The organism is Peribacillus phoenicis (genome assembly GCF_047238085.1).
GTDB lineage: Bacteria > Bacillota > Bacilli > Bacillales > DSM-1321 > Peribacillus.
Map to the genome: position 1 here is coordinate 2,965,578 of NZ_JBDFMF010000001.1, position 14,933 is coordinate 2,980,510.

The following is a 14,933-nucleotide window of genomic DNA, read 5'->3' on the forward strand; positions in this document are numbered from 1 at the left end:
TTTTACTGGCCAAGCTGCATGGATACATACTTCACTTCTAAATATTCATCCATGCCATAGTGTCCCCCTTCCCTGCCTAAACCGCTTTCCTTCATGCCTCCAAATGGTGCTTGGGCAGTGGATGGGGCACTGTCATTAATACCGACAATCCCATATTCAAGAGCATCCGAATAGGCAACTGCCTTATTTAGTGACTCGGTATACACATAAGCTGCCAAGCCAAAATTCGTGTTATTGGCTCGATCTATCGCTTCTTGATCGGTTTTGAATGTACTGACTGGCGCAATTGGCCCAAACGTTTCTTCCTGCATGCACAGCATATCATCCGTTACATTGGAAAGTATGGCTGGTGCGATAAAATGGCCTTGTTTTCCATCGACTTTTGAGGTGTTATGGATGATGGCCCCTTTACTTGCAGCATCCTCCAATTGAAGCTGAACCTTTTTAACTGCGGCTCCATCTATCAATGGACCAAGATCATTTCCTTCCATTCCATTTCCAACCTTCAAAGTTAAAACGGCTTCTTCAAATGCTTGTAAAAATGGCTGTTCGATTGTCTCATGGACGAATATTCGATTCGCACAAATACATGTTTGTCCAGCATTCCTAAATTTCGATTGAATTACACCATTTACAGCTTCTTCGATATTCGCATCCTCAGCAATGATGAACGGAGCCAATCCACCGAGTTCAAGCGAGACTTTTTTTACTGTTTCTGCGGCTTTTTTCATTAGATGTTTCCCTACAGGAGTGGAGCCGGTAAATGTGATCTTTTTAACACGTGAATCATTCATCCACACGTCGGATACATCTCCCGGTTTCTGTGTAGTTACAATATTTATCACACCTGCCGGAATGCCTGCTTCATGGGCACTTTCAACCAATAGCAAAGCGGTCAAAGGCGTTTGTTCCGCGGGTTTGATGACCACGGTACATCCTGCGGCAAGGGCTGGCGCCACTTTCCTCGTGATCATGGCAGCAGGAAAATTCCACGGGGTAATGGCAGCAACGACACCGACTGCCTGCTTTTGCACTAAAATACGCTTTGATGCAACGGAGGCTGGTATGATTTCCCCGTAGTTGCGCTTTGCTTCTTCAGCGTACCATTTCACGAAACTTGAAGCATATTTCATTTCACCTTTTGCCTCTGCCAATGGCTTTCCTTGTTCCAGTGTCATGATCGTTGCGATTTCATCCAGCCTGTCCTCAATGATCGTGTACCACTTCTCAAGTAATTCCGCCCTCTGGTATGCACTTGTTTTCGACCAAGTCAGAAAAGCAGCTTGAGCTGCATCCACTGCAGCCTTTGCCTCTTTTTCGTTAGCGTCCGGAACATAGCCCACAGGCTCCAATGTTGCTGGATTTTCCACTACAAAATGACTTTCTGTATGAATAGGTGCGCCGTTTATATAAATTGGCCATTTTTCCACTACTTTTTTCATCCTGCTTTAATCTCCTCTTCTTCTTCATGATCTGTAAATGTCTTATCATTCTCTCCTTTGAAAAAGTCCTTGCCATATAAAAGGGCACATAATAAAATTCCTGCTGCAAACGCCATTCCAGCACCTTTTATAACAAGGATGGCAGCCACGACCCCTGCAATTCCCAGGTCGCGTTGGCTCTTCGCCTGCATCACGCCTACGCGTACGCTGACATATCCTTGAACCAAAAGCGTCAAGGCCAAGGCGACACCGAGAATTGGTTCCACCAGGCTGACTACCGGCAATAAGAATAATCCTGTATTCGTACCCCAACGGAACGAGCCGGCACCGCCGAAGAAAGAATTCATGGCTTTCTTGCCATTCTTGAACCGTTCCACAACCACGACCTGCATGGCTGCCCACAACGGACCGCACATTGTTATATCGGGTCCGATAAAACTCATGATCACATTTCGGCCACCAAAAATTAAATGAGCTCTGTTTGGATTATAGTCCACTTTTTCATCTTCCCTGACCTTATCGGATTCAGAAAGCAGCGCTTTCGTTTTGAGCACATCCCCGAATACGACTAAATAAGTAGCAAAAACAGCTGGGATCGCACTTAAAAAGAAGGTCAAGGCAGGAAAACCTAAACCGAAAACAGTATAGTCTGACCAAAGCGTAGCAAAATCAGGACTGCTGAATCCCCATTGGATATCAGGCCATTTTGCTTCTCCAAAAATTGGGGCTACTAAGACCGCAAGCAAGATTGCTGGCAATATCCCTAAATTGCCTATGAATATCCAAACTTTATTTCGCATTTTCAATTTTCCGAAACTTTTCGAAAAAAGTAGATAAAAGGCAAAGCCGATACAAATGCTTATTGTATAAGGAAATAAATCAAACTTTCCACCCACTTCAAAAATGGAAACGACAGCACCAATACCCGCCCCTAAAATAATGCCTGATTTGATTGCGTTCGGCACTAATCGCACGACCTTACTGGCAAGTCCGGTCATTCCTAGCAATATCGATAAAATACCTAAGGTTAGTTGAAATGCAACGAGTGCATAGACCCGATCAGGTCCTTCGGGAAATTGCCCTACGAACAATACAAGCAATGGAACCGCAGGTGTAATCCAACCTGGTATAACCGGGTCCCCGAGTAAATGATGTGCCAAGTATAATAATCCATTCAAGATAACGACGGCTAGAGCCACATCAAAAGGCATACCGAGATGGTCTGCAAGCAGTGTAATCGCTCCAAGATCAACTGCACACATCAATAAGCCTTGAACATAGTCAGGCCACTCAAAACGATAATGGACAAATGGCAGTCTAATTTTAAAAGGTCCCGCAGGTATATACGATGTCTCTTCTCCATAGCGACGGTTTTTCCATTTCATATTGTTTCCTCCACTTAAAAGCCATAGGCTGAACGGTAAATTTTTTCGATATCCCGGACGCTTAATGCACGGGGATTATTGCGAAGTAAACGGACTTGTTTGATGGCCTCGGCAGCCATTTCACTTATAGCCGATTCAGGAATGTCAAATTCACTTAGTGACTGTGGTATATCAACATAACGGCATATTCTGGTCATCGCTTCTATAGCCTTTTCCGCTGCCGCATCATCATTTAAATGATTGACTTTCTCTCCAAGTGCTTCAGCAATCTCGCGGAACCTTTCCAAACATGCAATTTTATTCCACTTCATGACAAATGGCAGTAATAATGAATTGCTGACTCCATGTGATAAATGGAAGCGGCCTCCAAGAGGATAAGCTAAGGCATGAACAGCTCCAACACCAGCATTGCCAAAGGCTAACCCTGCCATTAGGCTTCCAGTGATCATCGCTTCCCGTGCTTCCAGATTATCTGGCGCAGCATAAGCCTTTGGTAAATTTTTTGCGATTAACTTAATGGCCCCAATTGCCAAAGCATCCGTAACTGGCGAAGCAAATTTGGAAATATAAGCCTCGACCGCATGAACAAGTGCATCCACTCCACTCGCAGCAGTCACACTTGGCGGGCAAGTCAGCGTCATGACGGGCGATACTATCGCTACATCCGGTAAAAGATACGGACTTACAATTCCCTTCTTAACCTGTTCTTTTTTGTCCGATAAAATCGAAATATTCGTCACTTCTGACCCGGTCCCTGCCGTCGTCGGTATGGCTATTAAAGGTAGACCAGGAACTTCAATCAAGTTCGTACCGAAATAGGTCTCGATGCTGCCCGAATTCGTAGCCATGACGGAAGAGGCTTTCGCAATATCCATCGCACTTCCTCCGCCTACCGCAATCAGTCCATCATGTTTTCCATCATTGATTGACCGTACACATTGCTCAACGATTTCAATTTCCGGCTCTGGATTCACATCCGAAAAAATACCGTATGCTGATGAAAGTAAATCCTCAACCATTTGCACAACCCCAGCACCCACTAAAACTTTATCTGTAACTATCAACGGATTCTTCATCCCTAATCGCGTAACCTCATCAGTCAGCTGCTGTAAAGAATCTGCTCCTGTCACCAATTTGTTAGCCATAGAAAAAATAGAAATATTCATGGTTATCTCCCCTTTCATGTATTTAATAATGCAGGAATCATGCCAAAGTGTGAAAACGCTTAATTCATAAGGGGGATAACCTTTTTTTCATGTGTAACAGTATAAATAATGAGTAGAAATCAAATCAAAAAAACTAATTCGATTCGTTTTCTAATCGCATGTGAAATTTTTTCATTTTTTGCACCAGAGCGCTTTGACTGATATCCAAAGAGATGGCAGCGGCCCTTGTAGTCCCATATTTTTTCATCGCATTCAGGATCAGGGAACGCTCCAGCTCGGAAACGGCTTCCTTCAAAGAATGTGTTGTCGTTTTTTTGGATAAGACCGGCTGGATGAAAGATGGTAAATTAGGCAAATCAATCGTATCATCATATGTCGTAACGACCAGCCGCTCTGCAAGACTCGCAAGCTCACGTATATTGCCAGGCCACGAATAGTTCGTCAGCCATTCATAGCATTCCGGTGTCATCTTTTTCTTTTCATCATATTTTTCATTGAATTTTTTCAAATACATTTCTAAAAGCGGGATCGTTTCTTCCTTTCGCTGGCGTAAAGGCGGGACTTCAAAGGAAACGATATTAAGCCGGTAATAAAGATCTTCACGGAAAGATCCTTCTTGCACGAGGGAGGCCAGATCGCGATGGGTGGCTGTAATTAACCTGACATCCACTTCTTTCATTTCGGTAGAACCAACTCTCATAAACTTGTTTTCTTCTACCACTTTCAAAAGTTTTACCTGTAGCTCTAAAGGTAAATCCCCAATTTCATCCAAAAATAACGTGCCACCATTCACTTTCTCAAAAATCCCCATTTTCCCATTCTTAAGGGATCCGGTAAATGCCCCGGGTTCATATCCAAAAAGTTCAGATTCCACCAAGTTCGCTGGGATGGCTCCGCAATTTAATTCAAGGAAAATTTTTTCCTTCCTGGAGCTTTTGGCATGTATGTACTTGGCGATTAAACTTTTCCCTACTCCCGTTTCCCCCTGTAACAAGATCTTCGCATCCGTTTTAGCTACTTTATCAGCCAATTTGAATAAAGGAGTTGTAGAGGGACCAATGATTATTTCCTGTAAATTCACCTGTTCCGAGCCCGGCAATAATTGAGAAATAGGCTGGAAAGATAACTTTTGGCTGTCAATCGTATACTTCATCCGGATTAATTCAGTAATATCCCTAACACTATTAATGACAAATATGACTTCATTCTGTGGCGATAGAATAGGTGTGGCCGATACGATAATCTTTCTTCCATTTCGAATTCTCTGTGTCAGGGTAACTTGATTCTTCGTTCGAATGGAATCCAATGAAGCTGAAACGGATATCATGCCTTGCTCAATTAAATAACTCATCGGTTTTCCGATGATTTCCTCTTCTCTTATTCCAGTAATACGCTGATAAGCTTGATTGATAAATAATGTCGTTCCATCACCATCCGTGATATACACGCCATCATACAGGGCATTAAATACAACCCTGCATAAATCACTCTCGAAGAATGCTTGAAATTGTTCATAAGGTATTGAGTAATTCCGTAAATTTTGCAGCGGTGCATTAACGGTAATGAAATGAGAAATTGGCTTCGTCAAATCACTCTGCTGCACTGCTGCAGATAACGCCTCTATAGTCAAAAATCCGATGAAATCCTCTGAATCATCCAAAACTTCCACTTCAGTGCTTCCTATCGGGAAACATGATATCGCTTCCTCCACTGTCATATCCGAATAAAACTTAGTCATCAATATCCACTCCCTGACTGGTCTTTAATATTTGATAGAGCACTTCCTCCTTGATTGAAGACTTTTTGAAAGTTCTGGCGGCTTCCTAGTCTTTTCAAATTAAAGAAGGCAATAAACTTATTAACTTATATTGTGTGAGCATTATGTAATGTCCATTTCTTTTTAATGATACTATGTACGACAATCAACGACACCAAGAATAAATGCTACACCGGTAAAAACGTTTCAATCTCAATATCCTATTTCTGTTTAAAACGATAAATAGCATTGGTATGTTACTTTTATCATATCAATGGTGTTTTTTATGCTCAAATCCATTTTCACTCATCACAGGAAATCTTGTCCTTTTGTTGTATAATAAACCCTGCGAAATGGCTCATTCCTTGAGATTTTTTAATTCTCAGTTACTTTAAGCTTAATAACAATTTGTTAAGTGCTTTAAAAAGTTTCTCGTCAGTTTGAAAAAACCTAATCCGTATTTGGATTAGGTTTCAGACTGTAGACAAATTGAACGTTGATTTCCTCTCCAGGCACTCGCTTTCCGCGGGCGGTCCGGGAGCCTCCTCGGCGCCTTTGCGCCTGCGGGGTCTCCCTTGGACGCGCTTTTCCCGCAGGAGTCTCGTACCTTCCGTTCCAATCAACTGGAATGTTTTTTAGGAAAAATCTAAGTGAACTGACTTTTCTTCGAATTAGTTTATTGTCTGGCAGGGCCGAATGCTCTCACTCTGACCCATGGTTTTAAAAGAAAATTTGGTTATACTACATGATTTTTTACTTTTTTATAAGTAATGAAACCTTACTGGATTTCTGAAATCATCTGGAACTTTTTTGAGGGTTTGTAAAATCTGATCTGATTTCCGCTCCAGGCACTCGCTTTCCGCGGGCGGTCCGGGAGCCTCTTCGGCGCTCTTTGCGCCTGCATTGTCTCTCTTGGACACGCTTTTCCCGCAGGAGACTCGTACATTTCCTCTCCAAACAACTTTGATAGAACTCTTTTAGTAGGATTAAAGCTTAAGGTGATGAGTATGCTTTTTAAACATGATTCTATTCCGAGATCAACTTAAAATGATTACTTTAGCCAGCGAACCTGCCATTGATTAACCTTGGACAAAATTTCAAAGGAAATTTCATAAGGGTGCGAAATTTTCCACTTCCGCACCCCTTTGGTTTAATTATGGTAAGTAGTTTGTCTCCTCTCTAATCATATGATTATTTTGGAAACCAGCCGACCGGTTTTACATCGAGATTAATGTTGATTTGTTTAATTTCCTGGTATTCATCCAAGCCGTATTTTCCTAAACTGCGTCCAATCCCGCTCTGTTTGTAACCGCCCCATGGAGCTTCGACATATGTTGGATGATAATCATTTACCCATGTGATGCCTGCCCGTACCTTCTTGATCACTCGCAATCCTTTCGCCCCATCGTTAGTAAAGACGCCGCCTGCAAGGCCGTAGTCTGTATCATTTGCAAGTTTAATAGCTTCTTCTTCATCTTTAAACTTTTGAATGACAACGACCGGTCCGAAAATTTCCTCTTGTACGATGCGCATGTCAGGTGTTACATCGGTGAATACAGTCGGTGCAATGAAGTATCCTTTGTCAAGGTCTTCATCTACAAGACGGTAACCGCCAGCTGCAAGTGTCGCGCCTTCCTGTTTGCCGATTTCAATATAGTTCAAAATGCTATTCATTTGCGCTTCGCTGACAATCGCCCCCATGTTGCTGTCTTCCGCAAGGCCAGGTCCTACTTTGATTTTATTTGCGCGTTCCACAAAGCGTTTTACATATTCATCATAAATACTTTCCTCAACCAGGATGCGGCTGCCTGATGAACATACTTGGCCGGCACCGAAAAAGATGCCGAATAATCCGTAATCCACGGCCGTCTCCAAATCTGCATCTGCAAAAACGATGTTAGGTGATTTACCGCCAAGCTCAAGGGAAATTTTCTTTAAGTTGCCCGCGGCTGCCTTCATGATTGTTCGACCAACATCCGTACTTCCTGTAAATGAAACAATGTCAACATCCTTGCTTTCTGCAATGGTTTGACCGACAACAGTGCCGCGGCCCATCACCATATTAGCCACACCTTTAGGGATGCCTACTTCCTCCAGGATTTCAAATAATTTCATTGCTGTAACAGGTGTCACTTCAGCCGGTTTATATACTATTGTGTTACCTGCCGCAAGGGCCGGTGCGATTTTCCAGACACTCATTAGAAGAGGGAAATTCCAAGGTACAATCAAACCGGCTACACCTACTGGCTCACGAACAACCATCGCTTGTACGGGAGCGGGAACTTGATAAGTTTCCCCGTCTGGATGAAGGACCAAACCAGCGTAGTAACGGAAACACGCGGCGGCATCGGCAATATCGAAACCTGCCTCTGCTTTAAGTTTCCCATTGTCCATTGTTTCAAGAATCGTTAACTCTTCAGCACGTTCATCAATTTTATCAGCGATTTTATATAGGTAGGAAGCACGCTCCTGTGCTGTCAGGCCTGACCAGATTCCACTTTCAAAAGCTGCCTTCGCAACTGAGATTGCCCTTTCTGTATCTTCCTTGGTGGCACGCGGAGCCCTTGCAATGACTTCCTGTGTTGCAGGATTGATTACCGGGATTACTTCATTTGAAGATGAGGTCTGCCACTTACCGTCGATGTAATTTTTAAGTTCCAAAACTGCCGTTTCTAAAATTGTCATGTTTCATTCCTCCGGTTTTCATTATTTTTATAATTTCACCTTACGAAATCGTTAAAGTTTTATAACAAGTCTGTCGTCCTTCGCACGTGAGCAGCATGTCAGGATTGACTTGCGTGTTTGACGGTTTTCTTCGCTAAGGAAGAAATCACGGTGATCCACTTCGCCTTCTGCAACATCTACCTCACAACTTCCGCACCCGCCCACTTTACAAGAATAAGGTGCATCAATGCCTTCCCTTAATAGCGCATCAAGCAGTGTTTCACCTTCATGAACGTGGATGGACAGATCGCTGTCTGTAAGGTTGACAATAAAAGGTTCTTGCGGCCCGCCATGTTTTGTCGCAAATAATTCAAAGTGAATCGCATGTTCCGGATAACCATATGAACTGGCGGCTTTTCGGTACTCTTGTACCATCTCGATTGGTCCGCAAAAATATACATGCGTGCCAATGCGATGATCCATCATCGTCTCAGGCATCATTCTGCGTTTGTCTTCTGCCTGCGAAAAATAAAAGGTGCATTGATCAGGGTATTTGGCTTTCAACAGATCATAAAAAGCACATAATTCCGGTGTTCGTGCTGCATAATGAAGTTCGAAGGTTTGGCCTTCGGCAGCCATGTCTTCCATCATTGCCAGAAATGGGGTGATGCCTATTCCAGCTGCATAAAATGCATGATGCTTAGCTCGAAAGCTGAGAGGGAAGTTGTTTTTAGGGAAGCTGACTTCCAATCTGGAATCTACCGTTACATGATCATGCCAGAAAGCGGAACCTCCGCGTGACGCTTCATCACGCCGAATGGAAATTGCATATTTTTTACGGTCCCTTGGGTTGCTGATAAGGGAGTATTCTCTCTCGATTATCGTATCCCCGGCCGGCATGAAAGTAGTCAAATGAGAACCGCCAGTAAAAGCAGGCAATGGTTTTCCATCAACTGGAATCAATTCGAACTGTTTTACGAATGGAGTTTCTTGAATGATCTTGTTTACTTTCATTTGAATATTTCCTACTACCCGCATGATGATCAGCTCCCTACTTCTTCTTTTCCGATTGGGATGAATGGGTAACCAATATAACCTTCCCGTACGATTGAATAAAAAGGTCCTATTTCAAGACTGGCCCTGCAATGGTCACATTCTGCAATATCGGCTTCTTCTGGGATTTCCGACACTTCGAAACATTTCATGCAATATACGTACCGCCGTTTAGGGCCGATAATCACCGTCTGGATCTCAGCTTCTGATAGACCGGCTTCCACCCCGAGCGAGAAGATCATTACGGCATTGTTCCAAGCAGCCGCAATATAAAATTGGGTGCCCATCTTTTGTGACAAGATGACTCTCTTAATCTCCTCTTTATCTTCCATTCCATTAATGGAAAGACATTCAACAGGCACTGTTCCTGCGATTTCAGAAGTGAAACTTTTCGCCTTTTCATATCCGGCTAGATCAGAAATGACGACGAACTTTCTTCGTTCATTCCGAGGAGTAAATTTATTTACGATCGTAATGGATTTATCAAACAATACTGGACTATTGTACAAGGCCCTATCCTCCTACTTATTGTTTATCTTCGCTTTTTTGTTTTTCATCAATGCTCCTCAAATATTCGACCGATTGCGAAAGAAACGGGGCAATTCCTTTGTATTCAGCCATAGGTTCCGGAATATCCTGCAGTACACTATATGTCAGATCAAACCACTCCTGGCGCAATGTCAAATCCTCCAGCGGCAGGAACTGAGTATTTAATACGAATAGAATGGCGTTGCTTCGTGGCATGCGATAAAATTTTTGTTCTTCAACACGCAAACGAACAAGTTTACCTGCATTTTCCGGTGTTATTTCAGAACGCTGCGGTCCCCAGACATCCATCGTTTCATAGTTGACATCCCAACGGTCCGCCATCAGGTTCCAGTTAATGCGTGTCCATGGCTTTCCTGGCTCGATGGATAATAAAAACTTACGAACGCGATCTGCCAGTTCATCACCTTTCCGTGATACGAATGGAACAGGTGCATGGATTTCATCAAAGGACATGCCTTTATTCCAGTTAGCCGAGAAGAGTGCGGCGTATGAAACTTGCCCCACTTCCAAATAGAAATTACTATCGCGATGAACCATTAAAACAAAATCATTATGGAAATGGCGGCCTATATAATCAAGCGGCTCATTTGGAAGCGTGCTGGCATCGCCATACACGAATGAATCGGATTCCCCGAATATGTGGTTCTTGAAAGTCCAGTTGTCACCATCTTTAATGACCTCGAAATGCTCCGGATAGCGATCAGCAGCCATGTCGATGAGCATTTCCAACACTTCCCATTGCATTTCCATTGTGTGTGAAAAAGATTGAAACCTTATATGCGGCTGTTCTTGAAGGAGACGACGCTTCGTTTCCACTTGGAGTCTGTATTCTGGTGTAACTTCAATACAGTTAACGTTTGAGAGTTTTTTCAAGTCGTTTGAATAACGATAGTTACCTGAAGTGAATGGAAATGGGAATGTATCTAAATCTGTTGTTTTGAAATCTAAACTTTGTGTAAACATTGAACAATCTCCTCTCGTTCCCTAGATTCTTTAAAGTGAGTTTTTTTCTATTTAGCTTCCTTTAATTCAACGGATGGACGCTCCTTGTCAACTTCAAAACGGAAAATGTATTTAGATGAAACATAGTAGGTGACTAAAGCGACAAAGTATGTTGGAATTCCGGCAGCTGTATAAAGGAAAAAGTCACTTGCTTCAAAAGTCAATGGATTATAGAGTGCCCAGTAAACGATAGTTCCGATAACCACCGTGAGAACGGCCGACGGGTTAATGCCTTTCCAATAGGTATAAGAGCCTTGCGTGTCATACAAATCCCTTATTGAAATGCGTTGGCGCTTTACAAAAAAGTAATCTGCAACGACAATCCCGCCAAGAACAGCCATAATAAAAGAAATGACAGCAATGAATGAACCAAAGGCATCGTAGAACGTTGAGCTTAGAAGTAAGAATATAGTCGGTACGGTTGTTCCCATCGCAATCATCCATGACTTTTTCGGGAATACAGTTTTAAAGCTGACAGCTTGTGAGTACATAAGGAATATGGCTGCACCGACATTCCCTACCGAAAGTAAAATCAAGCCAATGAAGCCGCCCCAACTTCCTGCGATGGAAAACATCCAGTCAGAAGGATTAAGAGATCCAGTTACTAATGCAGCAAGGGCCCCAACTAACGCGGCGATACAGACGATGATTCCATAGCTGTAGAAGCCTGCTTTAAATGCTCCTCCTTCTGTTTTAGATAAACGGCTGTATTGGCCAAGGTACGGAAGCCATGAAAAGCCGAGACCGATGTTTAACTCCAGGGCTGTCGCGAATGAACGAGAACTCGTTTCAAATGGCTCAGAAGGAAGTATATGAGCAACTTCCTTGAACCCCTGTCCAAACAAGACTATTGCGAGCAGGCCAAACATGAGAACCATAAAAACCGGAACGGCTACTGCGGTATATTTTTGAATCGCTACCGGTCCCCTCACCGTTACAAGAAATGCACAGATGAAGAGCAAAATCGAGAAAAACGGCGCTCCCGTTGCTTGGCTTGAGAAAATCGCGGGCATCCCCATCCAATTAGCCGCCTCTGCTAACGCCTGGCCGGACATAAATAGCGCAATGGAAATATAGCCGAGAGTTAAAATAAGAAAAACAAAGAAAAAGATATTCGATCCTAAATACCCAAGTGAACTTCGAAACCCTACAAAGGTGTCTATGCCATAACGCGCAAAATAAAGGGTAATGGGAACTATCAGCAGCATCGGGAAGGCGTTACCGAATAAAATCGCTGCAAGTGACTGCTTCGCGTCAAGCATTGTACCTGTGTATCCACCAGTTAACAGCCCAAAAGATGAGAGGCCAATAACAACTTGAACTAAAATTAAATCCCGAAGGTTAAAAATCCGGTCATTTTTACTTGCCGGTAAAAACCCAAAGGCCACATCCTTTGAAATGGAGGAATTCTCTTTGCTCACACGCTTCTCTCCCAACTATAGAATAATGATTGTATTGCTTGGTATAAGGCTGATATAGTTCTGGGTGATCGAAACAACTAAATTAGACAAGTGAATAGATTAGGTAGGCGATGATTAAAATCATGAAAAGAATAGAACCTGTCGCATCACTCCATTTCATTTTGTCGATTTTCACGGCTTCTTCCTGCTCATACGCATTAATCCGCTCATTCAAATCTGAATATAGATTTTTAATAAAGGGGTCTTCTGAATTGATATTCTGTTGAAACTGATTCTCTTTATTCAAAATCGCTTCTCCCTCCTTTGCAATCATGCTTTCTAGTCCCTTCTCTTTACTTATTGCAAAAACCATGCCAATCAGAAAACACTATGCTAAAAGGGTTTTCAATAGGAAGAATATTCATTTTTGAAACTATTGAACAATTGTGAAATTTCTGTAATATGAAAACTAGGAAGTTAAATGAAAGGCAGGTAGACATAAATGGATCACTTCACCTCTGCACTCTTGTCTATTTACGATCAGCTTATTGTGACAGATAAAAATGGCACCATCCTGAATTCGACCGGAACAGGGAATTCCTTATTCCATACAGTCAAATCCGCCAATGTCGGTGGTTCCATCAAGGATGTTGAACAAGATTTATTTTCTACAAGCTTGGCAGAAGAGATAATGGGCAAAAATGAGAAAAGATCTTTCATGCAGTCCTCATGGCAGGGGCATGAGCTGCTGGTGACGGCATACCCGATTGAATCCGGGGCATGGGTCTGGGCTTACAAAGAAATTAAAGACTCTTATCCAGATACATCAAGGGGGCAATCGGGGCCTTTATTGGAATCGAAGAAGCCATCTTTTCCATTTGTGATCCGCAGTAAACCGATGCTTGATGTTCTGCATAAAATGCAAATGGTTTGTGATGTCAGTGCAACCGTCCTGTTATTGGGGGAATCCGGGGTAGGAAAGGAAATAGCCGCCAGGGCCATACATAATATGGGTAATAGAAGCGACGGTCCATTTATACCTGTCAATTGCGGCGCCATCCCGGAAAACCTGATTGAAAGCGAACTATTTGGCTATGTAGAAGGGGCTTTTACCAGCGCACGGAAAGATGGCGCCAAGGGAAAATTCACACTGGCCCATAAAGGAATCTTATTCTTGGATGAAGTGGGCGAGTTACCGCTTAACGTTCAGGTAAAACTGCTTCGCGTCCTTCAAGAGCGCATTGTCACACCAATTGGCAGCACGGCCTCACACCCTGTTGATATTCAAGTGATTGCCGCAACAAATAAATCGCTCGAGAAAATGGTGAAAAAAGGTGAATTCCGAGAAGACTTATATTATCGTCTTCATGTCGTGCCTATCCATCTTCCGCCGCTTAGGAATCGTGTAGATGAGATCCCCTACCTGGTTCAGTTTTTTTTACAAAAGTACAATACACTATACAATCGAAAGGTCGCTTTCACACCGGATGCAATCGACTTGCTTTGTATCTATCAATGGCCCGGCAACGTGCGCGAACTTGAAAACACAGTTGAAAGGCTTGTGATTACTAGTGGAATACCGGAAGTGGGTGTTGCATTGGTTAGAGAGGTGCTTCCTTTTAAAGGGCCCAACAAACCCCCTTCACTACCTGTCATCGATTTCCTAATGCCTTTGCAGGAAGCAGTCGACCTTGTGGAGGAACAGCTGATCAACATGGCGATGGAACAATACAAATCATTAAAACTAGCGGCAAAGGTATTGGAAGTCAGCCAGCCGACGATGAGCAGGAAATATAAAAAATTACGAAATAAATTTGAAGAGGCAAGCTTTTCACCAGTGGATAAACGGGCCATTTTAGAAGAACAAATAAACCAACGGCTACGATCCATTGCCGTTGTAACCGCAGCTATCATTCCAGCTGAGGAGGTTATCAGTCTACAAAAAAATATGAACCGGCAAACTTCCTATTCCCAGAAATTAAAACAAAAACTTACCATGATTCAAGAAAAGGAAGGCGTAATTGAATGGGTCTTTATATTTATCATGACGGATGATGGACGCCTGATTCACCTCGTTGCAGACAAGGGCTTTGTAATTGAACCGGGGGAAGAATATATGGGCCCCCCGGAAATGGTTAATGTCGCTTACCAGGCGTTTAATGGTAAAGCGGGTGTTACTCCCATATACGAAGACAGGTACGGTGAGTGGAAAACAAGTTTTGCGCCAATCATTGATGATGACGGCAATATTGTTGCTATTGTCGGATGTGATTACAGCAAAGCCTATTTCAATTCGGAAATGCAACGTCTCCGTAAGCAACTCAATATACATGTTTGATTTCGGAATGCAGTCATGCAGTGAGTCTATTAAACCGACTGAATACTAGAGTAAATAAAGAAAAGCTGATTACAAGAGCCGTCTTGAACGGTCTTTTGCATTCAGCTTTTTCGTTATTATCTTTACCATATACATCATGAACGTTATGAAGAAATTAAAATGACATTAACGCCACCAT

General features: G+C 42.8%; 11 protein-coding genes. 1 reads left to right on the forward strand and 10 read right to left on the reverse strand.

Features of this window, described 5'->3' with window-relative positions:
* Positions 1-2: 2 nt before the first annotated feature.
* The 10 genes from ABC374_RS14505 to ABC374_RS14550 all read right to left on the reverse strand — a co-directional run bounded on the left by ABC374_RS14505 (position 3) and on the right by ABC374_RS14550 (position 12,751).
* Positions 3-1,442, reverse strand: coding sequence for an NAD-dependent succinate-semialdehyde dehydrogenase (locus ABC374_RS14505; RefSeq protein WP_413018552.1), 1,440 nt, complete (start codon positions 1,440-1,442; stop codon positions 3-5).
* Positions 1,439-2,827 carry a hypothetical protein gene (locus ABC374_RS14510; protein ID WP_413018554.1) on the reverse strand — a complete coding sequence of 463 codons (1,389 nt, stop codon included), beginning with the start codon at positions 2,825-2,827 and terminating at the stop codon, positions 1,439-1,441. Before ABC374_RS14510 ends, ABC374_RS14505 begins: the two co-directional genes overlap by 4 nt.
* Positions 2,828-2,841: 14 nt before the next feature.
* Positions 2,842-3,993: an iron-containing alcohol dehydrogenase gene (locus ABC374_RS14515; RefSeq protein ID WP_413018556.1), complete on the reverse strand. Its 1,152-nt coding sequence runs from the start codon at positions 3,991-3,993 to the stop codon at positions 2,842-2,844.
* Positions 3,994-4,126: 133 nt separating this feature from the next.
* Complete coding sequence (locus ABC374_RS14520) at positions 4,127-5,731, reverse strand: sigma-54 interaction domain-containing protein (protein WP_413018558.1); 1,605 nt, start codon at positions 5,729-5,731, stop codon at positions 4,127-4,129.
* Between the two features lie 1,209 nt (positions 5,732-6,940).
* A complete protein-coding gene (locus tag ABC374_RS14525; RefSeq protein ID WP_413018560.1) occupies positions 6,941-8,434 on the reverse strand; it encodes an aldehyde dehydrogenase family protein in 1,494 nt (497 codons plus the stop codon).
* A 51-nt stretch (positions 8,435-8,485) separates the two neighbouring features.
* Positions 8,486-9,451 (reverse strand): PDR/VanB family oxidoreductase, encoded by a 966-nt coding sequence (locus ABC374_RS14530; RefSeq protein WP_413018562.1) that lies wholly within the window; start codon positions 9,449-9,451, stop codon positions 8,486-8,488.
* A 5-nt stretch (positions 9,452-9,456) separates the two neighbouring features.
* A complete protein-coding gene (locus ABC374_RS14535; protein ID WP_413018564.1) occupies positions 9,457-9,975 on the reverse strand; it encodes a hypothetical protein in 519 nt (172 codons plus the stop codon).
* A gap of 16 nt (positions 9,976-9,991) precedes the next feature.
* Positions 9,992-10,978 carry a heme-dependent oxidative N-demethylase family protein gene (locus ABC374_RS14540; RefSeq protein WP_413018566.1) on the reverse strand — a complete coding sequence of 329 codons (987 nt, stop codon included), beginning with the start codon at positions 10,976-10,978 and terminating at the stop codon, positions 9,992-9,994.
* Positions 10,979-11,025: 47 nt separating this feature from the next.
* Positions 11,026-12,438: a purine-cytosine permease family protein gene (locus ABC374_RS14545; protein WP_350299261.1), complete on the reverse strand. Its 1,413-nt coding sequence runs from the start codon at positions 12,436-12,438 to the stop codon at positions 11,026-11,028.
* Between the two features lie 82 nt (positions 12,439-12,520).
* Entirely contained in the window at positions 12,521-12,751 is a 231-nt protein-coding gene (locus ABC374_RS14550; RefSeq protein WP_413018568.1) for a hypothetical protein, read from the reverse strand.
* A 168-nt stretch (positions 12,752-12,919) separates the two neighbouring features.
* Between ABC374_RS14550 and ABC374_RS14555 the strand changes: the two genes are divergently transcribed.
* Positions 12,920-14,755, forward strand: coding sequence for a sigma-54 interaction domain-containing protein (locus ABC374_RS14555; RefSeq protein WP_350299263.1), 1,836 nt, complete (start codon positions 12,920-12,922; stop codon positions 14,753-14,755).
* The last annotated feature ends 178 nt before the right edge of the window (positions 14,756-14,933 follow it).

Coding starts and splice junctions, on each gene's coding strand:
- ABC374_RS14505 (WP_413018552.1), bottom strand. CDS start 1,442: ATGAAAAAAGTAGTGGAAAAATGGCCAATTTATATAAACGGCGCACCT.
- ABC374_RS14510 (WP_413018554.1), bottom strand. CDS start 2,827: ATGAAATGGAAAAACCGTCGCTATGGAGAAGAGACATCGTATATACCT.
- ABC374_RS14515 (WP_413018556.1), bottom strand. CDS start 3,993: ATGAATATTTCTATTTTTTCTATGGCTAACAAATTGGTGACAGGAGCA.
- ABC374_RS14520 (WP_413018558.1), bottom strand. CDS start 5,731: ATGACTAAGTTTTATTCGGATATGACAGTGGAGGAAGCGATATCATGT.
- ABC374_RS14525 (WP_413018560.1), bottom strand. CDS start 8,434: ATGACAATTTTAGAAACGGCAGTTTTGGAACTTAAAAATTACATCGAC.
- ABC374_RS14530 (WP_413018562.1), bottom strand. CDS start 9,451: ATGCGGGTAGTAGGAAATATTCAAATGAAAGTAAACAAGATCATTCAA.
- ABC374_RS14540 (WP_413018566.1), bottom strand. CDS start 10,978: ATGTTTACACAAAGTTTAGATTTCAAAACAACAGATTTAGATACATTC.
- ABC374_RS14550 (WP_413018568.1), bottom strand. CDS start 12,751: ATGATTGCAAAGGAGGGAGAAGCGATTTTGAATAAAGAGAATCAGTTT.
- ABC374_RS14555 (WP_350299263.1), top strand. CDS start 12,920: ATGGATCACTTCACCTCTGCACTCTTGTCTATTTACGATCAGCTTATT.